The 24613-nt window shown below is 74.1% G+C and carries 22 protein-coding genes and 2 tRNA genes; 14 read left to right on the forward strand and 10 right to left on the reverse strand.

All coding sequences use genetic code 11. The annotated features are described in order from the left end of the window. Position 1 precedes the first annotated feature (1 nt). The 3 genes from B5Y66_RS12855 (at position 2) to B5Y66_RS12865 (ending at position 4113) form a co-directional block, all read left to right on the forward strand. Positions 2–1894 (forward strand): glycoside hydrolase family 13 protein, encoded by a 1893-nt coding sequence (locus B5Y66_RS12855; RefSeq protein WP_079574873.1) that lies wholly within the window; start codon positions 2–4, stop codon positions 1892–1894. Between the two features lie 93 nt (positions 1895–1987). Beyond that, complete coding sequence (locus tag B5Y66_RS12860; RefSeq protein ID WP_245807094.1) at positions 1988–2746, forward strand: metallophosphoesterase family protein; 759 nt, start codon at positions 1988–1990, stop codon at positions 2744–2746. Between the two features lie 74 nt (positions 2747–2820). Beyond that, positions 2821–4113 (forward strand): deoxyguanosinetriphosphate triphosphohydrolase, encoded by a 1293-nt coding sequence (locus B5Y66_RS12865; protein WP_245807105.1) that lies wholly within the window; start codon positions 2821–2823, stop codon positions 4111–4113. Positions 4114–4120: 7 nt separating this feature from the next. On the opposite strand, the gene B5Y66_RS12870 is transcribed toward B5Y66_RS12865, so the two are convergent. Continuing rightward, on the reverse strand, positions 4121–4579 hold the full coding sequence (locus B5Y66_RS12870; RefSeq protein WP_079574875.1) for a VOC family protein: 459 nt from the start codon (positions 4577–4579) through the stop codon (positions 4121–4123). 149 nt (positions 4580–4728) lie between these two features. On the opposite strand from B5Y66_RS12870, the gene B5Y66_RS12875 reads away from it, so the two are divergent. Next, complete coding sequence (locus tag B5Y66_RS12875; RefSeq protein ID WP_079574876.1) at positions 4729–5625, forward strand: helix-turn-helix domain-containing protein; 897 nt, start codon at positions 4729–4731, stop codon at positions 5623–5625. Between the two features lie 10 nt (positions 5626–5635). Beyond that, a complete protein-coding gene (dnaG, locus tag B5Y66_RS12880) occupies positions 5636–7573 on the forward strand; it encodes a DNA primase (RefSeq protein WP_079574877.1) in 1938 nt (645 codons plus the stop codon). Positions 7574–7591: 18 nt separating this feature from the next. On the opposite strand, the gene B5Y66_RS12885 is transcribed toward dnaG, so the two are convergent. From B5Y66_RS12885 to B5Y66_RS12895, 3 genes are all read right to left on the reverse strand, one after another. Continuing rightward, a complete protein-coding gene (locus B5Y66_RS12885) occupies positions 7592–8128 on the reverse strand; it encodes a GNAT family N-acetyltransferase (RefSeq protein ID WP_079574878.1) in 537 nt (178 codons plus the stop codon). Between the two features lie 37 nt (positions 8129–8165). Continuing rightward, the gene (locus tag B5Y66_RS12890; RefSeq protein ID WP_079574879.1) at positions 8166–8927 is read right to left on the reverse strand and encodes a dienelactone hydrolase family protein; all 762 of its coding nucleotides are present in this window, start codon (positions 8925–8927) and stop codon (positions 8166–8168) included. 186 nt (positions 8928–9113) lie between these two features. Continuing rightward, positions 9114–9770, reverse strand: coding sequence for a TetR/AcrR family transcriptional regulator (locus tag B5Y66_RS12895; protein ID WP_079574880.1), 657 nt, complete (start codon positions 9768–9770; stop codon positions 9114–9116). 91 nt (positions 9771–9861) lie between these two features. Here B5Y66_RS12895 and B5Y66_RS12900 point away from each other — a divergent pair, with 91 nt between their 5' ends. Further along, on the forward strand, positions 9862–11052 hold the full coding sequence (locus B5Y66_RS12900) for an FAD-dependent monooxygenase (RefSeq protein WP_079574881.1): 1191 nt from the start codon (positions 9862–9864) through the stop codon (positions 11050–11052). 10 nt (positions 11053–11062) lie between these two features. On the opposite strand, the gene B5Y66_RS12905 is transcribed toward B5Y66_RS12900, so the two are convergent. Beyond that, positions 11063–12517 (reverse strand): MDR family MFS transporter, encoded by a 1455-nt coding sequence (locus B5Y66_RS12905; protein ID WP_407656387.1) that lies wholly within the window; start codon positions 12515–12517, stop codon positions 11063–11065. Positions 12518–12656: 139 nt separating this feature from the next. Here B5Y66_RS12905 and B5Y66_RS12910 point away from each other — a divergent pair, with 139 nt between their 5' ends. The 6 genes from B5Y66_RS12910 to B5Y66_RS12935 all read left to right on the forward strand — a co-directional run bounded on the left by B5Y66_RS12910 (position 12657) and on the right by B5Y66_RS12935 (position 21131). Further along, positions 12657–13631, forward strand: coding sequence for a nucleoside hydrolase (locus B5Y66_RS12910; protein ID WP_079574882.1), 975 nt, complete (start codon positions 12657–12659; stop codon positions 13629–13631). A gap of 442 nt (positions 13632–14073) precedes the next feature. Next, positions 14074–15360, forward strand: a complete 1287-nt coding sequence (locus tag B5Y66_RS12915) for an ABC transporter substrate-binding protein (RefSeq protein ID WP_079574883.1) — start codon at positions 14074–14076, stop codon at positions 15358–15360. Positions 15361–15362: 2 nt separating this feature from the next. Further along, positions 15363–16346, forward strand: coding sequence for a carbohydrate ABC transporter permease (locus tag B5Y66_RS12920; protein WP_079574884.1), 984 nt, complete (start codon positions 15363–15365; stop codon positions 16344–16346). Beyond that, on the forward strand, positions 16346–17275 hold the full coding sequence (locus B5Y66_RS12925) for a carbohydrate ABC transporter permease (RefSeq protein ID WP_079574885.1): 930 nt from the start codon (positions 16346–16348) through the stop codon (positions 17273–17275). The genes B5Y66_RS12920 and B5Y66_RS12925 overlap by 1 nt, the downstream gene beginning before the upstream one ends. Before the next feature lie 5 nt (positions 17276–17280). Then, complete coding sequence (locus B5Y66_RS12930) at positions 17281–19896, forward strand: beta-galactosidase (protein ID WP_217700797.1); 2616 nt, start codon at positions 17281–17283, stop codon at positions 19894–19896. 2 nt (positions 19897–19898) lie between these two features. Continuing rightward, the gene (locus B5Y66_RS12935) at positions 19899–21131 is read left to right on the forward strand and encodes an ROK family transcriptional regulator (protein WP_079574887.1); all 1233 of its coding nucleotides are present in this window, start codon (positions 19899–19901) and stop codon (positions 21129–21131) included. A 65-nt stretch (positions 21132–21196) separates the two neighbouring features. Here B5Y66_RS12935 and B5Y66_RS12940 read toward each other — a convergent pair. The 4 genes from B5Y66_RS12940 to B5Y66_RS12955 all read right to left on the reverse strand — a co-directional run bounded on the left by B5Y66_RS12940 (position 21197) and on the right by B5Y66_RS12955 (position 22429). Continuing rightward, positions 21197–21269: transfer RNA gene (locus B5Y66_RS12940), tRNA-Asn, on the reverse strand. Between the two features lie 52 nt (positions 21270–21321). Next, positions 21322–21834: a hypothetical protein gene (locus B5Y66_RS12945; RefSeq protein ID WP_079574888.1), complete on the reverse strand. Its 513-nt coding sequence runs from the start codon at positions 21832–21834 to the stop codon at positions 21322–21324. 31 nt (positions 21835–21865) lie between these two features. Further along, complete coding sequence (locus B5Y66_RS12950; protein WP_079574889.1) at positions 21866–22276, reverse strand: PLD nuclease N-terminal domain-containing protein; 411 nt, start codon at positions 22274–22276, stop codon at positions 21866–21868. Between the two features lie 79 nt (positions 22277–22355). Further along, positions 22356–22429: transfer RNA gene (locus B5Y66_RS12955), tRNA-Ile, on the reverse strand. 73 nt (positions 22430–22502) lie between these two features. On the opposite strand from B5Y66_RS12955, the gene B5Y66_RS12960 reads away from it, so the two are divergent. Continuing rightward, positions 22503–22880 (forward strand): DUF488 domain-containing protein, encoded by a 378-nt coding sequence (locus tag B5Y66_RS12960; RefSeq protein ID WP_079574890.1) that lies wholly within the window; start codon positions 22503–22505, stop codon positions 22878–22880. Here B5Y66_RS12960 and B5Y66_RS12965 read toward each other — a convergent pair. Continuing rightward, positions 22844–24025: an acyltransferase family protein gene (locus B5Y66_RS12965; RefSeq protein ID WP_176168863.1), complete on the reverse strand. Its 1182-nt coding sequence runs from the start codon at positions 24023–24025 to the stop codon at positions 22844–22846. The genes B5Y66_RS12960 and B5Y66_RS12965 overlap by 37 nt on opposite strands. Before the next feature lie 81 nt (positions 24026–24106). Here B5Y66_RS12965 and def point away from each other — a divergent pair, with 81 nt between their 5' ends. Beyond that, on the forward strand, positions 24107–24592 hold the full coding sequence (def, locus tag B5Y66_RS12970) for a peptide deformylase (protein WP_079574892.1): 486 nt from the start codon (positions 24107–24109) through the stop codon (positions 24590–24592). Positions 24593–24613: the final 21 nt, after the last annotated feature.

The following is a 24613-nucleotide window of genomic DNA, read 5'->3' on the forward strand; positions in this document are numbered from 1 at the left end:
CATGACGACGGACCGCGACGACCGCACCACGATCCTGCTCGACCGGGCCCACCACGACGGGTCCACCCTGTACGCCCCGGCCGGCACGCCCGCGCTCGGTGACGAGGTCACCGTGCGCGTGCGGGTGCCGAAGGGCGCGGGCGTGCGCGACGTGCGCCTGCGCACGGTCCGCGACGGCGAGCCTCGGCTCCTGCCCGCTCGCCGCGACGGCGGCGACGCGCACGAGGACTGGTACGCGGCCGACGTCGTCGTCCACCACCCCGTGACGTCGTACCGGTTCTTCCTGGACGTGCCGGGCGGTTACCGCTGGCTCGACGGCCGCGGGGTGCACGACCGTGAGGTGCCGGACGCCGCGAGCTTCCGCGTCACGACCCACGCACCCGCGCCCGGGTGGCTGCGCGACGGTCTCGCCTACCAGGTGTTCCCCGACCGCTTCGCGCGGTCCGCGGCGGCGGACGGTCGGGCGGTGCCGGGGTGGGCGGTGCCCGCGGCCTGGGGCGACGAGCCCGCCGGGGCCGGCCCGCTGGCCGGCACGCAGCTGTTCGGCGGCGACCTCGACGGCGTGGTCGAGCACCTCGACCACCTCGAGGCGCTCGGCGTGCGCACCCTCTACCTCACGCCGGTCTTCCCCGGCCGGTCGAACCATCGGTACGACGCCGCGACCTTCGACCACGTCGACCCGCTGCTCGGCGGCGACGCGGCGTACGCCCGCCTCGCCCGCGCCGTGCACGGGCGCGGCATGCGGCTCATGGGCGACGTGACCACCAACCACACCGGCGACGGGCACGAGTGGTTCGCCCGGGCGCTCGAGGACCCGGCCTCGGCCGAACGCGACCTGTACCTGTGGGACGACGGCGGGCCCGACGTCGCCCGGCCCCAGGGCGCGGACCCGTACGTCGGCTGGCTCGGGCACGGGTCGCTGCCCAAGCTCGACTGGGGCGCGGAGGAGACGTGGCGGCGGATGGTCATCGGTGACGAGGCGGTGGTCGCGCGGTACCTGCGCGAGCCGTTCGCCCTCGACGGCTGGCGGGTGGACGTGGCCAACATGACCGGGCGGCGGGGGAGCGCGGACCGCACACACGCCGTCGCGCGGGCGGTGCGCGAGCGCATCCTGGCCGAGCGCGCCGACGGCGCGCTCGTCGCGGAGCACTTCCACGACGCCGCCGCGGACCTGGCCGGCGACGGCTGGCACGCGACCATGAACTACGCGGGCTTCACCCGGCCGGCCTGGTCGTGGCTGGTGCCCGAGGGCTCCGACGTGCCGTTCCTCGACCTGCCGGTCCCGGTCCCGCGCCGCCCCGCGGCCGCGATGGTCGAGACGATGCGCGAGGTCGCGGCCCTGGTGCCGTGGCGGGTCGCCGCCACGCAGTGGAACATGCTCGGCTCGCACGACACGCCGCGGCTGCGCTCGATCGTCGGGTCGCGGGAGCTGGTCGAGGTGGCGGCGACGCTGCTGTTCACCTACCCCGGCGCGCCCGTGGTGTTCGCGGGCGACGAGGTGGGCGCGACCGGGACCAACGGCGAGCACGCCCGCACGACCATGGCGTGGGACCAGGCCGCCCGTGGCGGCGGCCCGCGGTGGGACACCGCCATGCTGGACGTCTACCGGCGGCTGTCGGCCCTGCGCGCGGCGTCGACCGCGCTGCGCGACGGCGGCCTGCGCTGGGCGGCGGTGCACGACGACGCCGTGGCCTACCTGCGCGAGACGCCCGACGAGCGCGTGCTCGTGGTGCTGGCCCGCGCGCCCTGGCCGGGCGTCCGCCTGCCGGGGCACCTGCTCGAGCCCGGGGCACAGCCCGAGGTGCTGTACGGCGACCTCGGTGTCCGCGCGACCGCGGACGGCCTCGACGTTTCCGGCGACGGCCCGGGCGTCGCCGTCGTCCGCCTCGCCTGACCCCCGTGCCGCCGAACAGGCGGTGGCGCACGTTCTCGACCGTCAGAGCGCGCGCAACCGCCTGCTCGGCGCCGGGCATGGCAGCATCGGGGCGTGGCTGCAGGACTGGAACGGATCGCCGTGATCTCCGACGTCCACGGAAACCTCGGGGCGCTCGAGGCCGTGCTCGCCGACATCGCGGCCCGCGGCATCGAGCGGGTGATCAACCTCGGCGACGACGCGGGCAAGGGGCCGCGGGGCAGGGCGGTCGTCGACCGGCTCCGCGAGGTGTGCGACGTCGACGTGCGCGGCAACTGGGACGACTTCCTGCCCGCGATCGGCGCCGGCGACCCCGAAGAGATGGTGTGGTGGCGCGACGAGCTGCGCGCCGACCAGCGCGCGTGGCTCGGCGCGAAGCCGCTGAGCCACGACCTGCTGCTCAGCGGCCGGCGCGTGCGCCTGTTCCACGCCTCGGCGGCCAGCGTGCACACGAAGGTGCACTTCCACCACACGCCCGAGGAGTTCGCGGGCATGTTCGCGACCACCGAGCTCACCGGCCCAGGGCCGGAGCCGACGGTCGTCGGGTACGGCGACGTGCACGACGCCTACGTGGAGACCTACCGCGGCCGCACCCTCTTCAACACGGGCAGCGTGGGCAACGCGCTCGACGAGCCGACGGCGAGCTACGCGATCCTCGAGGGCGTGCTCGACGGCGCGGAACCGGCCGCGTTCGGCCTTCAGCACGTCCGCGTGCCCTACGACGTCGAGGCCGAGCTCGCCGTAGCCCGCGAGCTCGGCATGCCCCGGTACGCGGAGTGGGAGCAGGAGCTGCGGACGGCGGTCTACCGCGGCCAGATGGTCGCCTCGTCCTGACGGGGCGCGTCGGCGGGGCTCGCTAGGCTGCCAGCGTGCAGACCTTCGAGCAGGACGCGTTCGATCCCGATGTGCTGGGCTCCGCCGCGCGCCCGGACACGGGCGAGGAGTGGCTCGGGTCGTACACCGACGCGGACACGGAGCGCTGGTATTCCGAGCCGCCCAAGTCCAAGCACCGCACGGCGTTCGAGCGCGACCGCGCCCGGGTGGTGCACTCCTCGGGGCTGCGCCGGCTCGGCGCCAAGACCCAGGTGCTGGGTCCCGGCAGCGACGACTTCGTGCGGACCCGGCTGACGCACTCCCTCGAGGTGGCGCAGGTGGGCCGGGAGATGGGACGCGCGCTGGGCTGCGACCCCGACCTCGTGGACACCGCCTGCCTCACGCACGACCTCGGCCACCCTCCGTTCGGGCACAACGGCGAGCGGGCGCTCGCGGAGGTCGCGGAGGGGATCGGCGGGTTCGAGGGGAACGCCCAGACGCTCCGGCTGCTCACGCGGCTCGAGCCGAAGATCTTCGCCGGCGACGGCTCGCCGCGCGGGCTGAACCTCACCCGCGCCAGCCTGGACGCGAGCGTGAAGTACCCCTGGGGCTTCGGTGCCGGGCCCGCCCGGCCGGACGGGGCACCCACGCCGAAGTTCGGCGTCTATCCGGATGATCGGCCGGTCTTCGAGTGGCTGCGGCGTGGTGCCCCCGGCGGGCGCGTGCGGTGCATGGAGGCGCAGGTCATGGACCTTGCCGACGACATCAGCTACTCGGTCCACGACGTCGAGGACGCCGTGGTCGGCGGCCGGCTCGACCTGCGGGTGCTGGACGACGCGGACGAGCGGGCGCGCGTGGCCGCGCACGTGCGCGCCTGGTACGGCACCTGGCACGAGCCGGACGCGATCGACGCGGCCTTGTGCCGGCTGCGCGACACCGGGTACCTGGTGACGGACTTCGACGGCTCGCGCCGGGCGCTCGCCCGGCTGAAGGACGCGACCAGCCAGCTCATCGGCCGGTTCAGCGGGGCGGCCCAGGACGCGACGCGCGAGGTGTTCGGCGACGGTCCGCTGACCCGCTACGTGGCCCGGCTCGTGGTGCCGGCGGAGACGGCGGACGAGATCCTCGCCCTCAAGGGCGTCGCCGTCGCCTACGTCATGGCGCCGCGCGAGTCGGAGCCCGTGTACGGCGCGCAGCGGGAGGTCGTCGCCGAGCTGGTCGACGTGCTGACCGACCAGGCCCCGGACGCCCTGGAGCCGCCGTTCGCCGCCGACTGGCGCGCCGCGGCCGACGACGGCGCGCGGCTGCGCGTCGTCGTCGACCAGGTCGCGTCGCTCACGGACGTGTCCGCCCAGCAGTGGCACGACCGGCTCGTCCGCGGGCGCTGACCGGACGTCAGGAGGACTGCTCGGCCATCCACGCGTCGCTCGCGCGCTGCACGTCGGTGGGCGTGACATGGTCGGCCACCTGGGCGAAGAACCACCGGTGCCCGGCCGGGCAGCGCACCGCCGCCTGGCGGAAGCCGGGGAACCAGTCGCCCGGTTCCTGGGTGCTCGTCGCGCCCGCGGCGACCGCTCGGGCGTGCGCGGCGTCGGCGTCGTCCACGGTGAGCGTGAACGAGCCCGTGGTGCCGCCGTCCGGAGCGGGAGCGACCGCGCCCTCCGCGGGGAAGGCGGCGGCCACGGTGAACGTCGACGACCCGCCGGCGGTGCTGATCCGCAGGTCGGAGTGGATGATCGCGTCGCCCGCGGTGACGGTGTCGATCACCTCGGCGCCGAGACCGGCGACGTAGAAGTCGATCGCGGCACGGGGGTCGTCGACCGTCAGGTTGGGGTGCAGCGGTGACAGGTCCATGGCTCTCCTTCCGGCATGTGCCGGGGCGGTCCCGGCGGCCGGTCCCCATGCTGGTGTCGGAGGGTGGGGGAAGTCTTGGAGGAATGCGACAGGTGTTCGAACCAGGTGCGGGCCGCCCCGCTCCGCCGACGGCCTCGACGCGAGGGGTCGTGGACCCGGCCGCGGCCCGGGGCGGGTTCTCGCTCGTGCGCCTGGACCCGGCGCCCGACCTGGCGGACCTCGTCGAGCGGCACTGGGTGGTGCGGTGGGACCTGCCGCCGGGCGCCGAGTTCACGCAGGTCGTGATCCCGCACCCGAACGCCAACCTGGTGGCGGAGGCCGGCGGTTTCGCCGTGCACGGCGTCCCTCGCGGGCTCTTCTCGCGGACGCTGCACGGCACGGATGCCGTGCTCGGCACCAAGCTGCGGCCCGGCGCGCTACGGCTGCTGCGCGGCGATCCCGCGTCCGTCCGTCCCGGGCTGGTCCTCCCCGCGGCCGTCGCCCTCGCGGAGGTCCGGGGCGGCCCGGCGGCGCCCGACGTCGAGGAGGCCGGCCGGCGTGCCCTCGCGGCCGTCCTCGCCGGCCGGGACGACGACGCGGTCGCGGCCGTGACCCCGCTGCTGCGGGTCGTGGCCGCAGCACGACGTACGCCGCACGCGGCGGAGTCGCTCGCCCGTATCGCCCGGGTGCTGAGCGCGGTGGTGGCGGGCGAGCTCGGCCCCGACGCGGGCGTCGCGGACCTCGCGGCGCTGGTGGGCACGACGCCGCGCTCGCTGCAGCGGCTGTTCGCCGGCTGGGTCGGCGTGAGCCCCAAGTGGGTGCTCCAGCGCCACCGCGTGCACCTGGCCGCCGACCTGGTCGCCGCCGACCCGTCCCGCCCGCTCGCGGACGTCGCCGCGGCCGTCGGCTACTACGACCAGGCGCACCTCGGCACGGACTTCTCGCGCGCGCTCGGGACGACGCCGGCCGCCTACGCGCGGCGCTGCGCGGCCTCGCGCGACGCCCTCGGCGGTCCGGGCGCCCGGGGCGCGGGGGCGACCGACATGGTCGGTGCCGGGCGCGCATAGACTCGGGCCCGTGGCGGGACTGATCAAGCGCGAGGACGTGGAGGCGGTCCGCGAGCGCGCACGGATCGAGGAGATCGTCTCCGCCCACGTCACCCTCAAGACCGCGGGCGTCGGCTCGCTCAAGGGCCTGTGCCCCTTCCACGACGAGCGCAGTCCGTCGTTCCACGTGCGGCCCGGCGTCGGGCGATGGCACTGCTTCGGCTGCGGCGAGGGCGGCGACGTCATCTCGTTCGTGCAGAAGATCGACGGCATGGGGTTCACCGACGCCGTCGAGTACCTCGCGGACCGGGTGGGCGTGCAGCTGCGCTACGAGGACTCCCGCACGGGGGCCGCGGCGAACCGTGGCCCGCGGGAGGAGCCGGGCAAGCGGCAGCGCCTGATCGAGGCGCACAAGGTGGCCGCCGAGTTCTACGCCGAGCAGCTCTTCGGCCCCGGCGCGCAGGCCGGGCGGGCCTTCCTCGCGGAGCGCAGTTTCGACCGCACGGACGCCGAGCACTTCGGCGTCGGCTACGCCCCCACGGGCTGGGACGCACTGCTGCGCCACCTGCAGGGGCGCGGCTTCACGCAGGCCGAGCTCGTCGCGTCGGGGCTGGTCAGCCAGGGGCAGCGCGGCATCTACGACCGGTTCCGCGGCCGCCTCGTGTGGCCGATCCGCGACGTCACGGGTGCGGTGATCGGCTTCGGCGCCCGGCGTCTGTACGACGAGGACCAGGGGCCCAAGTACCTCAACACCCCCGAGACGTCGCTCTACAAGAAGTCCCAGGTGCTGTACGGGATCGACCTGGCGAAGAAGTCGATCGCGCAGGGCAAGCGCGTGGTGATCGTCGAGGGCTACACGGACGTCATGGCGGCACACCTGTCCGGCGTCGAGTCGGCGGTGGCCACCTGCGGTACCGCGTTCGGCGCCGACCATGCCAAGGTCGTGCGCCGGCTCCTCGGCGACACGACGGCGGGCGGCGGCCTGCAGCTCGCCTCCGGGGCGTCCCTGGGCGGTGAGGTGATCTTCACGTTCGACGGCGACGCCGCCGGGCAGAAGGCCGCCGTGCGGGCGTTCGGTGAGGACCAGCGCTTCCACGCCCAGACCTTCGTCGCGGTCGAGCCCAGCGGCATGGACCCGTGCGAGCTGCGGATGGCCCGCGGCCCCGAGGGGGTGCGGGCGCTGGTCGACGGTCGCCAGCCGCTGTTCGAGTTCGTCATCCGCACCACCCTCGACACGTTCGACCTCGACACCGTCGAGGGTCGCGTCGGGGCACTGCGGGCGGCCGCCCCGCTGGTCGCGGGCATCCGCGACCGGTCGATGCAGCTGGGCTACTCCCGTTCGCTGGCGCGGTGGATCGGCATCGACACCGAGGACGTCCGCCGGGAGGTGGCGCGCGCGGCCTCGACGCCGGCGCGCGGGCCGCGCACGGAGCAGCGCCGGGACGCCCGGCCCGACCCCGAGGTCGTCCCGGCGACACCGGTCCTCGCCGCGCCCGACCCGCGCGATCCGGTGGCGCGGCTGGAGCGCCAGGCGCTGATCGTCGTCCTGCAGTACCCGCAGCACGTGCCCGCGTCGTTCGACGAGCTGGGCGAGGCCGCGTTCGGCGTCCCCGCCTGGCGGGCGGTGCACGACGCCGTCCGCGCGGCCGGCGGCGTGGCCGTGGGCCGGGAGGTGGGCGGCGGCCGCTGGGTGGAGGCGGTCGTCGAGCAGGCGCCCGAGACGGTGGCGCCGCTGGTCACGGAGCTCGCGGTCGCGCCGGTGCCGGAGGACCGCGAGTCCGTGATCGGCGCGTACGTGGCCGACGTCGTGCGGGCCCTGGTCGACCTCGGCCTGACGCGCCGCATCGCGGACGCGAAGAGCCGCCTGCAGCGGCTGGACCAGGAGAAGGACCCCGCCGCCTACCAGCAGGCGTTCACCGACCTGCTCGCCATCGAGCAGCAGCGCCGCACCCTGCGCGAGAGCGGCTGAGGCACCCGGCGCCGGACGTCACAGGCTCCGGGTCATGAACAGGGAGTCGCCGTGCACGTCGTCCCGCTCCACGCGGGCGGTCTCGGCGAAGCCCACCTTGGTCAGCACCCGGCGGGAGGCGACGTTCCAGTCGCGGACCGTCGCCCACAGGCGGTGGTAGCCCGACTCCTGCGCCCAGCCGACGACGGCCCCCGCGGCCTCGGTCGCGTAGCCCGCGCCCCAGACCCGTCGGAGCAGCTCGAACGCCAGCTCGGGCTCGTCCGGTCCGAGGGCCCCGTCGATCAGCCCGCAGTACCCGACGACGTCCCCCTCGCTCCTGCGCTCCGCGGCGAGCAGCGCCAGGGAGGGGGTGCGGGAGCCGTCGCGGATCCAGCCCTCCATCTCCCCGAGCGTGGGGCGGCCCTCGGCGTCGAGGCGGCGGTGCGCGGGGACGCGGGGGTCGCGCTCGGTCCACAGCTCGCGCTGGACGACGGCCTCGGCCACGCGCCAGGGCCGCAGCAGCAGCCGGTCGGTCTCGAGCACGGTCTCCGGCCCCTGCGCCGACAGGACTCCCATCCGCCGACCCTAGCGGCCGGCGGACGGGAGACCGGTCTCACCTCAGGTGTCGCGCGAAGAACCTTGCCGCGTCGGCGGCGGCGAACGCCGGGACGCCCGTGTGGCCGCCCAGGTTGGCCTGCAGCGTCTTCTCCGCCGAGCCGAAGGCGTCGAACAGGTCCAGGGCCGCCTGGCGGTCGTTGCCCTCGTCGTCCCACTGCAGCAGGACGTGCAGCGGGACCGTGACCCGGCGTGCCTCATCGAGCGTGGCGCGGGGCACGAAGCTCCCCGCGAAGAGCCCGGCGGCCACGATGCGCGGCTCGACCACCGCCAGCCGGACGCCGACGGCGATCACCCCGCCCGAGTACCCGACGGGCCCACGGATCCCGGGCTGAGCGAGGAGGGTGTCCAGGGCGGACCGCCACTCCGGGACGGCCTGGTCGACCAGCGGAAGGACCAGCCGGTCGACGATGTCGTCGGTGACCGGCTCGCCGGCGGCCCGCGCCGCGCGCAGGTCGGCGCGGGCCCGGTCGGCGTCGGCGTCCCGGGGGCGGTCACCCGTGCCGGGGCCCTCGATGGTGGCCGAGGCGAAGCCGTCGGCCGCGGCGCGTCGGGCCCGGCCCGCCAGCCGCGGGTACATCCGGTCCTGCCCGCCGGGATGACCGAGCAGGAGCAGGGGCACGGGGGCGCTGGCGGCGCCCGGGGGCGTCCACAGGATGCCGGGGACCTCGTTGAGCGTGAAGCGGCGCTCGAGGACGCCGTCGTCGAGCCGCTGCTCGGTGGTGAAGGTGAGGGTGGTGGAGCTCGGTGTGGCGTTCATGGTCGTGCCTCTCGGGAGTGCTGAGTGAACGGCGCTCCCGGACGACCTATCGCCCGACCATGACCCCGCGGAGGAGCACCCACGTCGAGACGTTCACGGGTACCACCTCCTCGATCTGCTGCACGGCCTCAGGGAGGCTAGCACCGGACCTCGAGCCCTCCCCGGTGTTTTGCGACCACGGTCCGGTCAGGGGTCCGGTGCCAGCGCCCCGTGCACCATGGCGCGGGCCAGCCGGTGGGTGGTGGCGGCGTCGGCCGGCGCGGCGCCGGTGACGAGCGTGAGCAGCGCGCCGCCGTACAGCAGGACGAGCGTGGGCACGGCGGCCGGGTCGACGTCGAGGCCGGTGTCGGCGTGCATCGTGGCGGTGAGGTCGGACGCCTGCGTCGCCAGCGCGGCGAGGGCCGCGGCGAGCGCGGGCCGGCGGCGGGCCTCCAGCTGCAGCTCCGCGATCGCGAGGTAGCGGTCACGGTGGCGGGTCGCGGCGTCGAGCAGCGAAGCCGCAAGGAGGTCGGTCATGCGCTCGAGCGTGTCGGCCCGCGGGTCGAGCCCGCCCGGCTGGTCGAGCCCGCCCCGCTGGTCGAGCTTGTCGAGACCCACCGGCGCGGCGGCGACCGAGGCCTCGGTCGCGGCGCGGGCGTCCGCGAGGTGGAGCTCCACGACGCGGTGCGCCGTGGCCACCAGCAGCTCCTCACGCCGCGGGAAGTAGTTCGCGGCGGTCCCGGCGGGGAACCCCGCCGCCCGCTCCACGGCGCGATGGCTGACCCCGTGCACGCCCTCGTCGACGAGGAGCGCGATCGCCGCGTCGGTCAGCGCGCGGCGTCGCTCGGGGTTGGTCCGAGGCACGCGGCCAGTATGGCAAGATCGATACCACTACGCACGTACCGGTATCGCGAGCAGGTCTCGCGGACGAGTATCGAGTTCACGGAGGTCCGGCATGGCACACACGGCGGTCGTGGTCGGCGGCGGTATCGGGGGGCTGGCGTCCGCGGTCTCGCTCGCGACGGCCGGCTGGCGCACGACGGTCCTCGAGCGGGCGCGCGAGCTGGGCGAGGTCGGCGCGGGGGTCGCCCTCACCCCCAACGCAGTCGCCGCGCTGGGCGGTCTCGGCCTCGACGCCGACGCCGTCGCGGCGCTCGGCCCGCGCACCTGGGCCACGGGTACCTGGGACGCCAGGGGCCGGCCGATCCTGCGCCTGCCCGACGACCCGGACCTGCGTGCGTCGACCGTGCTGCGCGGCGTCCACCGCGCCCGCCTGCACGGCGCCCTCCTGGCGCGGGCCCGGGCGCTCGGCGTCGAGGTCGTCACCGACGCCCGTGTCACGACCGTTGCCGCGGGCGACCCTGTCGGGGCGCCCGCCGTCGTGCGTCACGCGGACCGGGCCGGGACGGAGCGGGAGCGCCAGGCAGACCTCGTCGTCGGGGCCGACGGCGTGCGCAGCGCCGTCCGCGCCGCGCTCTTCGACGGTCGCGGGCCGGTGTACTCGGGGTACTCGAGCTGGCGCGCGATCGTGCCGGGCCTCGAGGCCGCCGGACAAGGGCTGCTCCAGTACTGGGGGCCGCACGCCGAGTTCGGCACGATGCCCGTCAGCGACGGCGCGACCTACTGGTACGGGTACGTCCGCATGCCTGAGGGCACGCGCGTGGACGACGAGCACGGCGCTGCCGTCGCACGGTTCGCCGGCTGGGCCGACGAGGTGCGCAGGGTGATCGCGGCGACGCCGCCCGAGGCGGTGCTGCGGCACGACGTGCTGCACCTGCCCGGGGGACTGCCCCGGTACGTCCGTGGCCGCGTCGTCATGGTGGGCGATGCCGCCCACGCGACGCTCCCGACGATGGCCCAGGGCGCGGCGACCGCGCTCGAGGACGGCGTGTGCGTGGGCCGGGTCGTGGCGGCCGGGGTCGCGGCGGGGGCGCCCCTCGGCGCGGCGCTCGCGGCCTACGACGCCGCCCGCCGCCCGCGGTGCCGGGCGCTCGCGCGGGCCTCGGTGGCCAGCGGCCGGTTCGGCTCCCACCTGGGCCCGCGGTGGCAGGGCCTGCGCAACGCGCTGATGCGGCGGGTGCCCGCCGCGGCGGTGACGCGCGGGGCCCGTGCCGTCATGGGCTGGACCCCGCCCGCCCTGCCCTGACGGGCGCGGGTCAGGCCGCGGCGGCGTCCTCGGCGTGGGCACGACGGTCGCGCGCCGACTGCAGGTCGGCGGGCATGAGGGCGGCGAGCACGACGAGCACCGCCGCCACGCCCACCAGCAGCACGAAGACGAGATGGATCGCGGACATCAGGCCGGGGCCGGCCGGGGTGCCGTCCGCTCCCACGCTGGTGCGCGCGTTGACGATGGCGCCGCACACGGCGACGCCGACCGCGGACCCGAGCGACCGCGCGAACATGTTGGTGCCCGTGACGGCGCCGCGCTCGGAGAACGACGCCTGCGACTGCGCGGCGATGAGCGTGGGCACCGCGGTGAGGCCCATCCCTGTGCCGATGACGAAGCACGCGCCCGCGACGGCCAGCACCGACGAGCCCGGGCCCAGCAGCAGCGTGAGCGCCGTCCCGACCACGGCGACCGACGTGCCGATCACGGCGGTGATCCGGAAGCCGATCCGCAGGTAGAACCGGCCGGCGTTGGACGCCGACAACGGCCAGCCCACCGTCATCGCCGCGAGCGCGAAGCCGGCCACGAGCGGGCCGGTGCCCAGCACGCCCTGGGCGTAGATCGGCACGTACGTGGACAGGCCGAGCACGACGACGCCCACGAGCAGCGAGACCGCCGTCGAGACGCCGACCACGCGCCGGCGCAGGATGGCGAGGTCGACGATCGGGTGTCGCGTGCGGCGCGCCTGCACGACGAACGCGGCGAGCAGGGCCGCCGCGGCGGAGAAGATGACGACCGACGGGAGAGACCCCCATCCCCAGCGCGTGCCGCCCTCGAGCATGCCGAGCAGCAACAGCGTGCTGCCGCCGGCGAGCAGCGTCGCGCCGACGTAGTCGATCGGCTCCCGCACGCCCTCGCGCGGGGCCTCGTGGTACCGGCGGGCCAGCATCCAGGCGGCGAGGGCGCACAGCGGGATGTTGACGAGGAAGATCCAGCGCCAGCTGGTGAACTGCGAGAACACGCCGCCCAGGGTGGGGCCGACGACGGCGGAGATCGCCCACACGGAGGCGAGGTAGCCCTGCGTCTTCGCCCGCTCCTCCAGGGTGTAGATGTCCGCGGCGATCGTCATCGACACCGGCATCACGGCCCCCGCGCCGAGCCCCTGGAGCACCCGCCCGGCGATGAGCACCCCCATCGTCGGGGCGAGGCCGGCGAGCACCGACCCGGCGAAGAACAGCGCGACGCCCGCGAGCATCAGCCGCTTGCGGCCCAGCACGTCCGCGAGCCGCCCGAACACCGGGGTGCTCACGGCCTGGGCGAGCAGGTAGGTGGAGAACAGCCAGGGGAGCTGGTCGAAGCCGCCCAGCTCCCGGGCGATCGTCGCGGACGCGGTGGCGATGATCGTGGCGTCGAGCGCGACGAGCGCCGTCGCGAGCATCAAGGACAGGAGGATCGGGCCGCGTTCGGAGCGCAGCCCCACGGACACATGACCGGTCGTGGGCACGTGAGGCACAAGCCCGCGGGCCGCGGCGCGTATTCCCGCGCCCGCGGGGAGGGTGCGGCACGCCTGCCCGGGGGAGGTCCGCCGCGCCGCCGCCCGTGCGCGACACTGGTCCCGCTCCCACCACACCGAAGGACCTGTCGTGACCCACACCCCTGCCCCCGCACCGGCCGCCCCGCTGTACCTCGACTGCGACACCGGCGTCGACGACTCGCTCGCCCTCGGCTACCTGCTGGCCTCGCCGGAGATCGACCTGGTCGGCGTCGGCAGCGTCAGCGGCAACGTCGGCGCCCGGCAGGGTGCGGTCAACACGCTCGACCTGCTGGCGCTCGCGGGCCGCGACGACGTCCCCGTCGCCGTCGGGGCGCACGACCCGGTGGCCGGGGGATACGACGGCGGCGTGCCGCACATCCACGGCCGCAACGGCGTGGGCGACGTGATCCTCCCGCCGTCCGGCCGCGCGCCCGAGGACGGGTCCGCGGTCGAGCTGCTGCTCCGGCTGTCGCACGAGCACGCCGGCCGGCTGCGGGTCGTGGCCGTGGGCCCCCTGACCAACCTCGCCCTCGCGCTCCGCGCCGACCCGACGCTCCCGGAGCGGGTCCGGGACCTGACGGTGATGGGTGGCGCGGCCCTGCACCCGGGCAACGTGTCGCCGGTCGGCGAGGCGAACATCGCGAACGACCCCGAGGCGGCCGCCACCGTGCTCGAGGCCGACTGGGACGTCACCCTGGTGCCGCTCGACGTCACGATGGCCAACCTGCTGGAGGAGACGGACCGCAAGGCGCTGCTCGAGGCCGGCACCGCGCTGGCGCCGTGGCTGGGCGAGGTGCTGGACCTGTACTTCGGCTTCCACGTGCCCACGTTCGGCCGGCGGTGCTCCGCCCTGCACGACCCGCTGGCCGCCGCGATCGCGGTCGGCGGCGTGACGCCGACCGTGGCGCCGCGCGTGCCGGTCGTCGTCGACGTCACGGACGGACCGGGGCGCGGCCAGACGCTGTGCGACCTGCGCGGCCGGTACGCCGGGTATCCCGACGTGCCCGGGGCCCGCACCCGCGTCGTCCTCGCCACCGACGCGCCCCTGGCCCCGCACCTCGTCGAGCGGCTGCGCACGCTCTGACCGGCCGATCGACGTCGACCCTGCGGTGCTGCGCCGGGCCGATCCTCTGGTGGTCAACGAGCACGAGGCGCACGCCGCCCTCGGGCTGCTGTACCGCGGCGGCCGCACGAGCGAGCGACGATGTCGCCGACGAGGAGGTCGTCGCCCGGCTGCGCGAGCTCGGCGTGCCGTCCGTCGTGCTCACCCGGGAAGGACTCGGCGCCCTGGTGGCGGAAGCGGACGGGCCGACGACCTGCCCTGACCGGCGTCGTCCGGCCGCCCCTGCGCCCTCCGCGTGGCGCCGGGCGCCGGGGCGGTGATTCGTTCTTCAACGTTGATCGTTATCGTTCCGTGACCTCCCAAGGGTTGCTCCACCTATTTTTCTGGGGGTTAGGTTTACCCGTATCGCAATCGGGGCGACGGTCGAGGAAGACCGTCGCCGGACCGCAGAGAGGCGGAGACGATGAACGCAAGGGCGCGATGGATCCGGGGGGTCGCCGGGACGGCGGTCGCCGTGCTGGGCATGTCGGCACTGGCGGCGTGCGGTTCGGGGGAGGACTCCGGGGACGGCGGCGTGACGACGCTGACCATGACGGTGTGGGGCGGCGACGTCGACAAGAAGTCCTACCAGCAGCGCGTGGACATGCTCGAGGAGGCGCACCCCGACATCAAGGTCGACCTGCAGCTCATCCCGAGCGAGCAGTACGAGCAGAAGGTGCAGACGATGATCGCGGGCGGCAACGGCCCCGACATCATGCAGGTGGCCGAGGGCGTCAACGTCTACTCGTCGAAGAACCAGATCCTGCCGCTCGACGAGTACGCGTCGAAGGCGGGCCTGGACCTCTCCGAGCGTTTCGGCCCGACGGGCAGCCTGTACTCCTACGAGGACAAGGTCTACGCGATCCCGGACCGCTCGGGCGCGATGATCGTCTACTACAACAAGGACCTCTTCGACGCCGCGGGCGTGGACTACCCTACGGCCGACTGGACGCAGGAGGACGCCCAGGCCGCGATGGAGAAGCTCACCGTGCCGGGCAAGCAGTGGGGCTACGGCGGCGCCGGCTGGTGGGCGCAGTGGTGGAGCTTCGCCTATCAGAACGGCGGGCAGATCATCGACGACGCGGGCGCCCCCACGGCGAACTCGCCCGAGGTGGTCGACGCCCTGCAGTGGGCCAACGACCTGACGTTCAAGGACCACGTGGTGCCCACCGCGGCCGAGTACGCCGACATGGGTCCAGACATGGGCGGCGACCCGGCCTTCGCCGCGCAGAAGGTCGCGATGAACACCACGGGGTTCTGGGCCATCGGCGGCCTCCTCGAGGCGGACTTCGCATGGGACATCGCGCCCATGTGGCAGGGCGAGGAGCAGGCCGTGTCCGCCTTCGGCTCTGGGCTGGCGATCTCGCGCGACTCCGAGAGCCCCGACAAGGCCTTCGAGGCGATCGACTACCTCACCGACACCGACGCGCAGCAGGTCATCATCGACAACGCCCAGGACGTGCCGGCCAACGTCGAGGTGCAGCAGTCGGACGCGTTCCTGAAGCCGGAGTGGGCCACCAAGGACATCAACATGGGCGCGTTCGCCCAGTCGTCCGACTTCGTGTTCACGTCGCCGCTCATCCCCGAGTGGAACGAGATGCAGGCGGCCTTCGACGACAACCTGGGCACGTTCTGGAACGAGGGCGGCGACGCGAAGACGCAGCTCGACGCCATCCAGACCGAGCTCGAGTCGATCGTCGGCCAGGGCTGACGGTGGCCACCGACCTCGGCGCCGTCCTCGGCGCGGCGCGGGCCCAGGGCCCGCGCCGCGCCCGGGGCCGGCGCGCGGACCGCCTGCCCCGCCCCAAGCTGTCGCGGCGCGGCCGGACGGAGGCCCGGTTCTTCTGGCTCTTCGTCTCGCCGTGGCTCGTCGGCTTCCTCGGGTTCCTGCTGGGCCCGATGATCGCGTCGGTGTACATCTCGCTCACCGAGTGGGACTCGTTCACACCGCCGGTGTTCGTGGGCCTGGACAACTACGTGCAGGCCCTCACCGGCGACCCGGTGTTCTGGCAGGCGCTCTGGAACACCTTCTACTACGCCGCGATCTCGGTGCCGCTCGGCCTCGCGGTCGGCCTGTGGCTGGCCAACCTCCTCAACAAGAGGGTCCGCGGCCGCAAGTTCTTCCGCACGATGATCTACCTGCCCACGCTGGTGCCGCTGGTGGCCACCGCGATGGTGTTCAAGATGGTGCTGGCGCCGTCCGGCCCGCTGAACGACCTGCTCGGCCTGGTCGGGGTCGAGGGCCCCAACTGGCTGCTCGACCCGCTGTGGGTCAAGCCGGCGCTGATCGTGCTCTCCGCCTGGGGCGCCGGGAGCGCCACGGTGCTGCTCCTCAGTGCCATGAACGGCATCCCGCGGGAGTTCTACGAGGCGGCCGAGATCGACGGCGCCGGGCCGTTCCGGCAGTTCTGGTCGATCACGTTCCCGCAGATCACGCCGATCATCTTCTTCAACCTGATCATGGGATTGATCGGCGCGTTCCAGATCTTCTCGCAGGTGTACATCCTCACCCAGGGTGGGCCCGACAACGCCAGCATGATGGTGGTGCCGCTGCTGTTCGACCAGGCCTTCGGGTTCTACCACTTCGGCTACGCGTCCGCCGTCGCCTGGTTGCTGTTCGTGGTCATCATCGGCTTCACCGCGCTCGCGTTCCGCACGTCCCGCCGCTGGGTGTTCTACGAGACGGAGGTGCGGTGATGGCCGCAGCGACCCAGGCCCCACCCGTGGCACCCGCCGACCCGGGCGTCGCGCCCGGCCGCGGAGCCACGGCCCGCACACTCAAGGCGTTCAAGGCGACGCCGGTCACCTACGCGGTGCTGCTGATCGTCTCGGCGGTCTTCTTCGTGCCGCTGATCCTCATGGTCTCCATCGCGCTGTCGAGCGACCAGACCAGCGCGCAGAACGCGTTCACCGTGATCCCGACCGAGTTCGGTTGGTCGAACTTCAGCACCGTGTTCACCGCCACGGGGCTGCCCGTGGGCCGGTTCGTGCTCAACTCGGTGATCATCGCGACCCTGTCCGCCGTCGGCCAGGTGCTCTCGTCGTCGCTGGTCGGGTACGCGTTCGCCCGCCTGCGCGCCCCCGGTAAGAACGTCATGTTCGTCGTCGTGCTCGCCACGATGATGATCCCGGCGCAGATCACGATGATCCCGCAGTTCCTGCTGTTCAAGGAGCTGGGCTGGGTGAACACCTACCTGCCGCTCATCGTGCCGAGCTTCTTCTCGAACGCGTTCAACGTGTTCCTCGTGCGGCAGTTCGTCTCCCGCATCCCGAGCGAGATGGACGAGGCCGCGCAGGTGGACGGGCTCGGCTACTTCGGCATCTACCGGCGCATCGTGCTGCCCATGATGTGGCCGATCCTCACGGCCATCGCGATCTTCACGCTCACGCACGCGTGGGGCGACTTCATGGGCCCGCTCATCTACCTGAACTCCGAGGAGATGATGCCGCTCGCGCTCGGCCTGCAGTACATGACCTCCACGAGCAACGCCATGCAGCTGCCACCGTGGAACCTCGTCATGGTCGGGTCGATCATGCTCACGCTGCCGATGATCGTCGTGTACTACCTCGGCCAGAAGTACCTGTACGAGATGAACGTCTCCGTCGGAAGCGCAGGTGTGAAGTGACGACCGTGACCAGCAGCAGCGTCGAGATCGGGCCCTCGGGCCTCGTGGTCGACGGCGAGGAGAAGGTGCTGCTGTGCGCCTCCCTCTTCTCCTTCCGGCTGCCCCGCGAGGAGTGGGCGGCCCGCCTCGCCCAGGTGCGGGCGACGGGATACGACGCCGTCGACGTCTACGTGCCGTGGAACTTCCACGAGCTCGAGCCCGGCCGGTGGGACTTCACCGGGCGGCGCGACGTCGGCACCTTCCTCGACCTCGCGCACGAGGCGGGCCTGCTCGTGGTCGCCCGGCCCGGGCCGTACATCTGCTCCGAGTGGGACGGCGGCGCGCTGCCCGCGTGGTTGACGCTCGAGCCCGGGCTGCGCCTGCGGCAGGCCGAGCCGCGGTACCTGGAGCACGTGCGCGAGTGGTTCGAACAGGTGCTGCCGGTCCTGGCCGCACGCCAGCACGGGCGCGGCGGCAGCGTCGTGGCCGTGCAGCTGGAGAACGAGCTCGACTTCTTCGACTGCGACGACCGGGCGGGCTACGTCGGGGCGCTCGCGGACCTGGCGCGCGGGCACGGGATCACGGTGCCGCTCGTCGCGTGCGCCGGCCAGGGCGACCTCGTCGGCGCGACGGGCGGGGTCGACGGCGTCGTGCCCGCGTTCAACTTCTACCCCGACGACCGGTCGCCCCACGTCGAGGCCGAGGTGCGACGCTACGCCGAGCTGGTCGCCGGGCGCGGGGAGCCGCTGCTGGTCACCGAGACCAACCGCCGGCACGTCACGCTGCGCCGGCTGCTGGTCAGCGGCGCGACCCTGCTCGCCCCGTACCTCCAGGCCTCCGGCTTCGACCTGGGATACACGCCGTCGGTCGGCAACTGGGGCGAGCCCGGCAGCTTCATGACGCACGACTACGACTTCGGCGGGTTCCTCTCGCCGACCGGGGTCGCGCGGCCGGAGGTGGCGCAAGGGCGTGTGCTGGCGGCCGTCGCGCGGACGCTCGGCCCGGCGCTGGCGCGCGCCGTGCCCCGGCCGGCGTCCCACGCGTATGCGACCGACGCCCCGACGAGCGTGTCGCCGTCGCTCCTGGAACTCCACGGCGGGGGGACGCTGCTCGGCGTGCCGAACCTCGGGGAGTCGTGGGCCACGGCCACGGTGCCGGTCGGCGGCGGGCGCGCCGACGTGGAGGTCCCGCTGCCGCCCGAGTCGTGCCTGCTGGTGCTGCGCGACCTGCCGCTCGACGCCCTCGGGGCGGCGGGCACGCTGCGCCTGTCGACCGCCGACCTCGTCGGGGCGGGGCCGGACGGTCTCGAGCTCGCCTCCTGTGGTGCGGCGGTCGTCGTGCTCGAGGCGCCCCACGGCGAGACGACCGTCGTGGAGCTGGCCGCACCCGGCCCCGGCGCACCGGTGCGGCAGGTCGCGCGCGCGGGCGACGAACGGTGGGACCTCGTCCTGCGGCACCCCGAGGACGTTCCGGGGCCGGTGGGAGCCGATGTCGCCCTCGTCGGGAACGACACGGCGGACGCCGACCCCTTCGAGGACACGACCGTTCCCGCGTCCGAGGTCGTCGGCGCGGTCCGGCTCGCCGCACCGACCCGGCGGGGCGGCGGGGAGCGGTACGACCTCCCGCCCGCGTCCGAGGAGGTCGGCGTCCACCGCGGCCGTACGCACTACGCGGCCGACGTCGCCGGGGCCGCCGAGCTCGTGATCGAGGGTGCGGGCGACATGGTCGACCTCGCCCTCGACGGCGTCGCGCTGCCGACGCTCGCGCGCTTCGGCGCCGCCGTCGTCGTCCCGACCGGCGGCGCGGGGCACCTGGAGGCGACCGTCGAGACCTGGGGCCACGCCAACTTCGACGACGCCCGGCTGCCGGGGCTGCGGGCCGGGTCCCTGCGCGGGCTCGGCCGCGTCTGGTCGGTCGTGGCGCGCGACGACGTGTCCGCGCTCTGGAGCGTCACGGCGGGGGAGCAGCAGGCGGGCGACCCGGCGCCGCTGCGCACGCTCGGCGGGTGGAGCAGCACGCGCGTCGGCCGGCCGGTGACCTATCGCCGTCCGCTCCCCGTCGACGGCGCGCACCACCACGTCCTGCGCCTGGACGGCGTGCCGGGGTCGGTCGACGTGCTGGTGGACGGCGCGCGGCGCACGGTGGTGGCCGAGGACCCGTGGCTGCACCTGGCGCCAGGGGAGGGGGCGCACGTCGAGGTCACGCTGCCGCACGCGCCCGGCGCGCTCGGCGGGGCGGAGCTGCTGCGCCTCGCCCCCGTGCGCGGGTGGCAGGTGGAGCCGCAGCCGGACACGGCGATCCTGGACCTCGCCGCGCGGCCGGCCGAGGGGGTGGAGGTCGGGCTGCCGCTGGACCTGGAGCCCGGTGACGAGGCGTGGCTGGACGTGCCGCTGCCGGCGGGTGGACGGTCCCTGTGGTTCGCCGGCACCCAGGTGCGGGTGAGCGCCTTCGCGCACGGCGAGCTGCTGGGGCGGGTCTGGCTCGGCGACCCGGCCGCGCCGCGGTTCTCCGGCGGTCGACCCACCCGGCTGTGGCTTCCCGCGGCCTGGAACGACGGCGGGCTACGCTTGCTCGTGCGCGCGACTGCCGGGCCGGACCGGCCGCGGCTGGCGCGTCTTCGCACCGTCGCCACCCAGGAGTGACCATGGCAGTCGAGAGGCGGACGTCGCGCGACATCCGCAGCGAGTCCCGGCTGGACGTGATGCACGCCCTGCTGTCGGCCGAGGAGGCCACGCGGAACGACCTGGCCCGTGCGACGGGGCTCAGCCCCGCCACCGTGGCCACCGTCGTCGGCGACCTGCTGTCCGAGGGGATCGTCACCGAGTCCCGCCTGAGCGCAGGACGCGTCGGGCGGCCCACGACCAGCCTGCGCATCAACGCCGACCGGGGCCGTGTCGTCGGCATCGACGTCGCGGAGACCTACGTCCGCGCGATCGTGTTCGACGCCGCGCTCCGCGAGGTCGCGGGGGTGGAGACGCCGCGCGACGAGCACGAGAGCTCGCCCGAGTACGTCGTGGAGGGCATCGGCCGCACCTTCGAGGCCGCGCTCGACCGGGCAGGCGTCGGCGCCGAGGACGTCCTCGGGGTCGGGGTGGCGCTGCCCGGCATCGTGCAACGGGCGTCCGGGGTCGTCGTCGTCGTCCCGCACTGGAGCTGGCACTCCGTGGAGCTGGACAGCCTGCGCGACCGTATCGGTGTGCCGCTCGTGCTGGACAACCCCCTCAAGGCGATCGCGACCGCGGAGCTCTGGTTCGGTACCGGGCGCGAGTCGGACTCCATGGTGACCGTCAACCTCGGCACCGGGGTGGGCGCGGGCATCGTCCTCGAAGGGCGGATCCTGCGCGGCGCGACCAACGCGGCCGGCGAGTGGGGGCACTCGCTGCTCGCGATCGACGGCCGGAGGTGCCGGTGCGGGCGGCAGGGCTGCGTCGAGGCGTACGTCGGCGCGCCCGGTATCCAGCAGACCCTGCGCGAGGTCGCCCCCGAGCACCCGCTCTGCGACCTGGAGATGCAGCAGGAGTTCATCCAGGCGCTCGCGGCGGCCAGCGCGGCGGACACGCCCGACCCCGCCGTCGAGGAGACCCTCGCGATCACGGCGCGCTACCTCGGCTCGGCGCTCGCCGACCTGGTGGCCGTGGTGAACCCGGAGCGGGTCACCCTCACGGGCTGGACCACCTGGGCGCTCGGCGACCGCCTCCTGCCGCTCACCCGCGCCCGGCTCGACGAGGAGGCGCCGGGGGAGTCCGCCGCCGGCCTGCGCCTGGAGATCTCGACGGTGCGCAGCAACTCCGTGGCCACCGGCGTCGCGATGATCGCCCTGGAGCGCTTCCTCGGCGACGTCGGGCTCGTCACGACGCGGGTGCCGATCGCGCTCTGAGCGGCTGTCGATCGGTACGACGAAGGCCCCTGTCCTGCGGTGCAGGTCAGGGGCCTTGTTCGATGCTCCCGCGGTTGGACTTGAACCAACGACCGTCCGATTAACAGTCGGATGCTCTGCCAGCTGAGCTACGCGGGATCGCATGGTCGTCCGGCCGGCGGCCTTCGAACCGGGAAGAACATTACCAGGCTCACACGGGTAGTCCCGACGCTCCCCGGACCCTGGACTCCGTGGCGTCCACCACTCGGGCCACCCGCGGATCGTCGAGGTCGACGCCCGACCCGGCGACGGCCTGCGAGAAGAACCGGCCGTCCGCCGTCCGCCGCACGGCGACCTTCACGTCTCCGCCCGGCACGGCGACCGTCTCGGACAGCACGACCGACCACTGGACCCGTTCCCGCAAGGTCTGGGGGAACGGCGTGCGCTCGGGGTCCACGAGCCGCAGCAGGGTGTCCGGGGCGGCATCCACCCACTCGATCGACAGCTCCGACCGTTCGGGGTCGAACACCCCCCGGTCGACGTCGCACCACGGGCGTCGCGTGACGACGTCCTGCGCGCCGGGGCCGACGACGACCAGGTCGGCCGTCGTCGCCACGGCCCAGCGGTCGTCGGCGAGCTCGGCGGACGTGAGGATCCGCTCGCCGCGGGCCAGGGGGAGGGCGCGTCGCACGTCGTCGGGCAGGGGGGAGCGGCGGAACCACATGGCGACACCGTACCGACCGCTGCCGGGCGGGTCAGCCCGCTGCAGCGTCGCGGTCCTCGCCGGACCGGGTCGCCGGGTCGGGCGCGGCCTGCTCGCGCTCCCGCTTGAGGCGGGCCTGCTCCAGCAGCCAACGCATCTCGGCGTCGTCGTCGGGGCTCGAGGGGGCGTCGTCGGTCTCCCAGGTCCGCCGGCGCCCGGGGTACTGCGCGGGCGGCACCGGGCCGGCGGGGTAACCGGTGCGCGGCGCCGGGCGCCGGTGCGCGCGTGCGCGCCGGCTCACGACGAGCCGCGCGACCGACCCGGCGAACGGGAGCAGCAGGATGATGAGGATCCAGAAGCCCTTCTGGATGCCGCCGCCGTCCTCCTCGTCGGACTGGACGACGTCCACCAGGGCGTAGACGACGAGCGCGAGGTAGGCCAGCATCGGCAGCACGCGGAGCATGGACCCGGAGCGTAGCGGCTCGGGACCCGCGCGTGTACCCCTGTGACCTGGTGCGACATGATCGTCGTGGCGCCGTCGGTGCCCCGTGCCGGACTTGAACCGGCGACCGATCGATTATGAGTCGACTGCTCTGACCAGCTGAGCTAACGGGGCGCGCGGCGAGCATATCGGCCCGGCGCAACGACCAGGGGGTGCGCCGGGCAGGGACCCGCGGTGTCATGGGGTCGTGACCATCGCCGTGAAGCGTGTGTACGACGACCCGACCGCGGACGACGGGACGCGCGTGCTCGTGGACCGGCTGTGGCCGCGCGGGGTGTCCAAGGAGCACGCCCACCTGGACCGCTGGTGCAAGGAGGTCGCGCCGTCGACGGAGCTGCGGACGTGGTTCCATCACGACCCGCAGCGGTTCGACGAGTTCGATCGCCGTTATCGCGACGAGCTCGCGGGCAACCCGGAAGTGGCCGGGCTCGCGGCGCTGGGCGCCGGAGACCGGAAGCTCACGCTGCTCTACTCGGCGCGGGACACGGAGCACAACCAGGCGCTGGTGCTGCGCGAGGTACTGCTGTCCTACCGGGACGAGACCGCGTCCGGCTCCGGGGCCTGAGCCCGGCGGGCCGCCCGCGGCGTCCGGCTCAGCGCGCGGCTCGTCCGCTCCAGGTCACGCACGACGGCGCGGCGCAGCCGCGGCCCGAGCGGTCGCTCCACGAACCGGTGCACCAGGTAGGCGGCGCCCAGCATCACCGCGGTGACGAGCGCGAAGGTGACGCCGGCGGGCAGGTACGGGCTGGTCTTGGCGATGAGCCACTGGCCCCAGGAGGAGTGCAGCAGGTACAGCGGGTAGGTGAGGGCGCCGACGAGGGTGAGCCATCGCCACGAGAGCCTGTCGAGGCGGGTGAGGGTGACGGCTGCGACCAGGACGAAGCAGGCCAGGATGGCGATCCAGTAGGTCTGCGGCCCGACCGTCACGTCGGTGCTGGTGGCGATGCGCAACGACTGGCTGCGGCCGGAGATCACCCCGGCGAGGGCGACGTTGAGCCCGAGGACGAGCCACAGCACGGGCGAGCGTCGCTCCTTGGTGAGCAGGAAGAGCACCATGCCGCCCGCGAACAGGGGCGCGTCGGTACCCACCAGGACCGTGGACCACAGCGTGCTGTCCGACTGGACGGCGACGGCCGCCACGACCGGCCAGACAGCGGCGAACGCGACGAGGCGGTTGCGTGTCATCCCCAGGGCGAGGAGGACGGCGACGAGCACGTAGAAGCGCAGCTCGGCCCAGAGCGTCCAGTACACCGACTCGACGTCCTGCACGCCGAAGGCCCGCTGGACCATCGTGAGGTTGGCCGCGGTCTCGGGGATCCCGACGTCCTTGTGACCCGGCGCCACGACCACGAGGAGCAGCACGACGGCCGCCACCGAGAGCCAGTACGCCGGGAACAACCGGCCGACGCGGGACGCCGCGAACGACCGCACGTCGCGTCCCCACGCGGACATGAGGATGACGAAGCCGCTGATCACGAAGAAGAGCTGCACCCCGAACGACCCGAACGCGGCGATCGGCTGGAGGTTCGGGAACGAGTCCTCCGTCCGGGCTCCCCAGGCGGAGTGGTTCACCGCGACGTAGTGGTAGGCGACCACCGCCATGGCGGCCAGGAAGCGCAGCCCGTCGAGGGCGGCGAGGCGCGGGCGGCCCGTGGCCGGAGCGGCGGCCCGCCCCGGGGCGAGGGCTAGGGTCGTTGTTGACTCGGTCATCCGTTGCAGCATCGTTGGGCACGTTATCAAACCGTGATAATCGGCGTCGTCGGGTGTTCGCGACGTGGGAGAATGCGGGCCATGGCGATGCGAGAGATCCGGGTGCTGCCCGACCCCGTGCTGCGCACACCCTGCGACGAGATCACCACCGTCGACGACCGGGTCCGCTCCCTCGTGGAGGACCTCGTGGAGACCGTCGACTCCGACGGCCGAGCAGGTCTCGCGGCCAACCAGATCGGCGTGAACCTGCGCGCGTTCTCCTGGAACGTCGACGACGAGATCGGCTACGTGCTCAACCCGCGGATCGTCGAGCTCTCGGAAGAGACGCAGGACGGCGACGAGGGCTGCCTGTCCGTGCCAGGGCTCTGGTACCCCACCACGCGCGCCTGGTACGCACGCGTGGTCGGCACGGACGTCGACGGCAACGAGCTCGTGGTCGAGGGCACGGGCCTCATGGCGCGCTGCCTGCAGCACGAGTGCGACCACCTGGACGGCAAGCTCTACCTGGACCGCCTCGAGCGCACCGTGCGCAAGAAGGCCATGCGGGAGTTGCGCGAACGACTCTGAGTTCCTCAAGGGGGGCTCAAG

The sequence above is a fragment of the Krasilnikoviella flava genome, from assembly GCF_900167525.1.
GTDB classification, from domain to species: domain Bacteria; phylum Actinomycetota; class Actinomycetes; order Actinomycetales; family Cellulomonadaceae; genus Isoptericola; species Isoptericola flavus.

Bases quoted from the DNA above. Each gene is read 5' to 3' on its own strand.
- def (WP_079574892.1), top strand. From the start codon at position 24,107: ATGGCGATGCGAGAGATCCGGGTGCTGCCCGACCCCGTGCTGCGCACA.
- B5Y66_RS12870 (WP_079574875.1), bottom strand. From the start codon at position 4,579: ATGGACCTGTCACCGCTGCACCCCAACCTGACGGTCGACGACCCCCGT.
- B5Y66_RS12935 (WP_079574887.1), top strand. From the start codon at position 19,899: ATGGCAGTCGAGAGGCGGACGTCGCGCGACATCCGCAGCGAGTCCCGG.
- B5Y66_RS12945 (WP_079574888.1), bottom strand. From the start codon at position 21,834: ATGTGGTTCCGCCGCTCCCCCCTGCCCGACGACGTGCGACGCGCCCTC.
- B5Y66_RS12900 (WP_079574881.1), top strand. From the start codon at position 9,862: ATGGCACACACGGCGGTCGTGGTCGGCGGCGGTATCGGGGGGCTGGCG.
- B5Y66_RS12915 (WP_079574883.1), top strand. From the start codon at position 14,074: ATGAACGCAAGGGCGCGATGGATCCGGGGGGTCGCCGGGACGGCGGTC.
- B5Y66_RS12925 (WP_079574885.1), top strand. From the start codon at position 16,346: ATGGCCGCAGCGACCCAGGCCCCACCCGTGGCACCCGCCGACCCGGGC.
- B5Y66_RS12885 (WP_079574878.1), bottom strand. From the start codon at position 8,128: ATGGGAGTCCTGTCGGCGCAGGGGCCGGAGACCGTGCTCGAGACCGAC.
- B5Y66_RS12855 (WP_079574873.1), top strand. From the start codon at position 2: ATGACGACGGACCGCGACGACCGCACCACGATCCTGCTCGACCGGGCC.
- B5Y66_RS12890 (WP_079574879.1), bottom strand. From the start codon at position 8,927: ATGAACGCCACACCGAGCTCCACCACCCTCACCTTCACCACCGAGCAG.
- B5Y66_RS12950 (WP_079574889.1), bottom strand. From the start codon at position 22,276: ATGCTCCGCGTGCTGCCGATGCTGGCCTACCTCGCGCTCGTCGTCTAC.
- B5Y66_RS12965 (WP_176168863.1), bottom strand. From the start codon at position 24,025: ATGACCGAGTCAACAACGACCCTAGCCCTCGCCCCGGGGCGGGCCGCC.